Here is a 4594-nt window from a genome sequence, read left to right as displayed (position 1 = left end):
TACCCTCATCCGCCCCTGCGGGGCACCTTCCCCCAATCGGAGAGGGGCTGCGTGTTCACACGCGTGGGCGTGATCGTGACGGTGACAACGAAGCAGCCGCGGTGCGCTTAAGCCCCTCTCCCCCCGGGAGAGGGGTTGGGGTGAGGGTCCGGAGCGCAGCGCTTCATCCGCTCCCTGGGGTACTTCCCCCGAAGCGGGCCATGGTCCATGAGGAGAAGGGATGCATCGAATGCGCAACGGTGCAACATGCTCACACCCTGCGCGCAGGTTTGATGCAGCGCATCAAGATGGTGCCGTGTGTAGACACCTCCTGCGCAGAGTCGAGACCGCGCCAGTCGTCATCGTGTCGCGCATGCGACGGGCCGTCCCTGCATGCAATGACATCCGTTGGCTCGATCCGTGTCCTGCTTCTGCATCCGTTGACCGTGAATTGGCTGCAGGGTGGCTGGATCCGGTGCGTGCGTACGTCATCGCTCGGGCCGCCTGGCAGCGCGCGACGCGCAGCGTCATCATGCGCCGCTGCGTGATGCGTGCAGTGCGCACTACACTCGGCGTCACGGCGGGCGGTCCCCGCACGCCGGCCTTTCTTCTGGAGCGATGATGGAACTGGGTGCGTGCACGATGTGGCGGGTAGGGCAATGAGTCTGTACATCGGCGTGGACGTGGGCACGCAGAGCGTCAAGCTGCTCGCCTACGATGCCGACAGCCGGCAGGTGGTGGCCACCCACGGCCATGCGCTGGACCTGATCAGCCGCGACGACGGTACCCGCGAGCAGCAGGCGCAGTGGTGGATCGACGGCGTCGTCGCCTGCTTCGCCGCACTGAGCGCCGAACAGCGGGCGCAGGTGCGGGCCATCGCGGTGTCCGGGCAGCAGCACGGCTTCGTGCCGCTGGACGCGCAGGGCCAGGTCACCGCGCCGGTGAAGCTGTGGTGCGACACCAGCACCCAGCGCGAGTGCGAGGAGATCATGGAGGCGGTCGGCGGCGCGCAGCGCTGCGTGGAGCTGGCCGGCAATCCGATCCTGGCCGGCTACACCGCCTCCAAGCTGCCATGGACGCGCAAGCATCGTCCCGACGCCTACGCGGCGATGACGACAGTGCTGCTGCCGCACGACTACGTCAACTTCTGGCTCACCGGCGAGCGCTATGCCGAAGTCGGCGACGCCTCCGGCAGCGGCTGGCTGGACGTGCGCACCCGGCAGTGGTCGGTGCCGCTGCTGCAGGCGATCGATCCGCAGCGCGACCTGGCCGCGGCGCTGCCGCCGCTGGTGTCGACCGAGACCAGTTTCCTTCTCTCCGCCGCCGCGGCGCAGACGCTGAACCTGCCGCGCGAGGTCCGCGTGGCCACCGGCGGCGGCGACAACATGATGGCGGCGATCGGCACCGGCAACGTGGTGCCGGGACGCCTGAGCATGAGCCTGGGCACCTCCGGCACGCTGTTCGCCTACGCCGAGCGCCCGGTGGTGGACCCGGACGCACGCTGGGCCGCGTTCTGCTCCTCCAGCGGCGGCTGGTTGCCGCTGATCTGCACCATGAACTGCACGGTGGCCACCGAGACCATCGCGCGTCTGTTCGGCATCAAGACCGGGCAGGGCGAGGCCTTGCTCGCGGCCACCGCGCCCGGTGCGGACGGATTGGTGCTGCTGCCGTTCTTCAACGGCGAACGCACCCCGAACCTGCCGGCCGCGCGCGGCTGCCTGACCGGCATGGACCTGCACAACACCACGCCGGCGCATTTCTATCGCGCGGCGATGGAGGGCGCCAGCTACAGCCTGCGCAACGGTTTCGACGCCTTCGTCGACGCCGGGCTGCAGTTCGATGCCATCTCCCTCACCGGCGGCGGCAGCAACAGCGCCGGCTGGCGCCAGCTCATCGCCGACCTCTTCGGCTTGCCGGTGCACGTGCCGGCGCAGGCCGAGGGCGCGGCGTTCGGCGCCGCGCTGCAGGCGCTGTGGGCCGATGGCTGGGCGCAGGGCGACCGCGCCAGCCTGGCCGAGGTGGTGCTGCAGCACCAGCAGGACGACCCGGCGCGGTCCGCGCAGCCGGATGCGCAACGCGGCGCGCAGTACCAGGCGCACTACCAGAGCTTCCAGCGGCATCTGCAGGCCATCGGCCCGCTGTACGCCGCGTGATTCCCTTTTCCCCCGCAACGCACCAGGACTTCGTGATGAGCACTTCCGTCTACACCGGCGCCAAGGAATACTTCCCGGGCATCGGCCGCATCCCGTTCGAAGGCAAGGCCTCGGACAATCCGCTGGCGTTCAAGGTCTACGACGCCGGCAAGCGCATCGGCGACAAGACCATGGCCGAGCACCTGCGCTTCGCCGTGGCCTACTGGCACAGCTTCTGCGGCAACGGCGCCGATCCGTTCGGCCCCGGCACCCGCGCCTATCCCTGGGACGCCGGCAGCGATGCGCTGGGCCGCGCCGAGGCCAAGGCCGATGCCGCGTTCGAGTTCTTCACCAAGCTCGGCGTGCCGTACTACTGCTTCCACGACGTGGACCTGGCGCCGGACGCCGAGGACATCGGCCAGTACGAAAAGAACCTCAAGCACATGGTCGGCATCGCCAGGCAGCGCCAGGCCGACACCGGGGTCAAGCTGCTGTGGGGCACCGCCAACCTGTTCTCGCATCCGCGCTACATGAACGGCGCGGCGACCAACCCGGACTTCGACGTGGTCGCGCGCGCGGCGGTGCAGGTCAAGGCCGCGCTGGAAGCGACCGTGGAACTGGGCGGCGAGAACTACGTGTTCTGGGGCGGCCGCGAAGGCTACGCCTGCCTGCACAACACGCAGATGCGACGCGAGCAGGAGCATCTGGCGCGGTTTCTGACCCTGGCCCGCGACTACGGGCGCAGCATCGGCTTCAAGGGCAATTTCCTGATCGAGCCCAAGCCGATGGAGCCGATGAAGCACCAGTACGACTTCGACAGCGCCACCGTGGTCGGCTTCCTGCGCCAGCATGGCCTGGACCAGGACTTCAAGCTCAACATCGAGGCCAACCACGCCACCCTGTCCGGGCACAGCTTCGAGCACGACCTGCAGGTGGCCAGCGATGCCGGCCTGCTCGGCAGCATCGACGCCAACCGCGGCAATCCGCAGAACGGCTGGGACACCGACCAGTTCCCGGTCGACCTGTACGACACCGTGGGCGCGATGCTGGTGGTGCTGCGGCAGGGCGGGCTGGCCCCGGGCGGACTCAACTTCGACGCCAAGGTGCGCCGCGAGTCGTCCGATCCGCAGGACCTGTTCATCGCCCACATCGGCGGCATGGACGCGTTCGCGCGTGGCCTGGAAGTCGCCCACGCGCTGCTCACCGCCTCGCCGCTGGAGCAGTGGCGCCGCGAGCGCTACGCCAGCTTCGACAGCGGCGCCGGTGCGGCCTTCGCCGCCGGCAAGAGCACGCTGGCGGACCTGGCCGCGCACGCCGCGCAGGCCGGCGAGCCGACCCAGCGCAGCGGCCGCCAGGAAGCCTACGAGAACCTGATCAACCAGTACCTGCTGCGCTGAACCGGTGTGCGGCGGCGGCCCGGTGCCGCCGCCGCGCATGCTCCTTCCCGCGCGCCGGCCGTCTCCCTCTTGCACGCCACCAGGTGAACCCATGTCCAGTGTTCCGATCGATCGCCACGCCGATGCCGGCGAGAACACCCGCCTCATCATCCTGATCAGCTGCGTCGCCACCATCGGCGGCTTCCTGTTCGGCTTCGACAGCGGCGTCATCAACGGTACCGTCGATGGCCTCAAGCAGACCTTCCAGTCCAGTTCCGCCGGCACTGGCTTCGAGGTCGCCTCGATGCTGCTGGGCTGCGCGATCGGCGCGTTCCTGGCCGGTTCGCTGGCCGATCGCTGGGGCCGGCGCACGGTGCTGATCGTCTCGGCGGCGCTGTTCCTGCTGTCGGCGCTGGGCGCCGGCGCGGCGCACAACTCGGCGGTGTTCGTGCTGGCGCGGATGATGGGCGGTTTCGCGGTGGGCGCGGCCAGCGTGATGTCGCCGGCCTACATCGCCGAGGTCGCCTCGGCGCGCTACCGCGGGCGCCTGGCCACGGTGCAGCAGATCGCCATCATCGGCGGGCTGTTCTGCGCCTTCCTCAGCAACTATCTGCTGGCCAAGGCCGCCGGCGCGTCCACCGAGGCGCTGTGGCTGGGGCAGCCGGCCTGGCGCTGGATGTTCTGGATGCAGGCGCTGCCGTCCACGGCGTTCCTGCTGCTGTTGCTGGCGATTCCGGAGAGCCCGCGCTTCCTGGTGGTGCAGGGCCGCCGCGAGCAGGCGCTGGCGGTGCTGACCCGGCTGTACGGCGCCAACACGGCGCAGACCAAGCTGACCGAAATCTCCGCCTCGCTGTCGGCCGACCAGCACACGCCGCGGCTGTCGGACCTGGTCAGCAAGGTCACCGGCAAGATCCGCCCGATCGTGTGGATCGGCATCGGCCTGGCCACCTTCCAGCAACTGGTCGGCATCAACGTGGTGTTCTACTACGGCGCGGTGCTGTGGCAGGCGGTGGGTTTCTCCGAGAGCGATGCGTTGTTGATCAACGTGCTGTCCGGTGCGTTGAGCATCGGTGCCTGCCTGATCACCGTGGTGTTGATCGACCGGGT

At 69.3% G+C, this 4594-nt stretch carries 3 protein-coding genes; all 3 read left to right on the top strand.

Annotated elements, in window-relative coordinates; all coding sequences use genetic code 11:
- The first annotated feature begins 638 nt into the window (after nucleotides 1-638).
- Nucleotides 639-2132, top strand: coding sequence for a xylulokinase (gene xylB / locus D183_RS0117660; protein ID WP_017910168.1), 1494 nt, complete (start codon nucleotides 639-641; stop codon nucleotides 2130-2132).
- 35 nt (nucleotides 2133-2167) lie between these two features.
- Nucleotides 2168-3508, top strand: coding sequence for a xylose isomerase (gene xylA, locus D183_RS0117655; RefSeq protein WP_017910167.1), 1341 nt, complete (start codon nucleotides 2168-2170; stop codon nucleotides 3506-3508).
- 91 nt (nucleotides 3509-3599) lie between these two features.
- Nucleotides 3600-4594 (top strand): MFS transporter (locus D183_RS0117650; RefSeq protein ID WP_017910166.1); only part of this gene is annotated, 995 nt, incomplete at its 3' end.

This window comes from Xanthomonas sp. SHU 199, from assembly GCF_000364665.1.
Taxonomy (GTDB): Bacteria; Pseudomonadota; Gammaproteobacteria; order Xanthomonadales; family Xanthomonadaceae; genus Xanthomonas_A; species Xanthomonas_A sontii.
This window is presented reverse-complemented; position numbering and strand designations above follow the sequence as displayed.

Bases quoted from the DNA above. Each gene is read 5' to 3' on its own strand.
- xylA (WP_017910167.1), top strand. From the start codon at position 2,168: ATGAGCACTTCCGTCTACACCGGCGCCAAGGAATACTTCCCGGGCATC.
- xylB (WP_017910168.1), top strand. From the start codon at position 639: ATGAGTCTGTACATCGGCGTGGACGTGGGCACGCAGAGCGTCAAGCTG.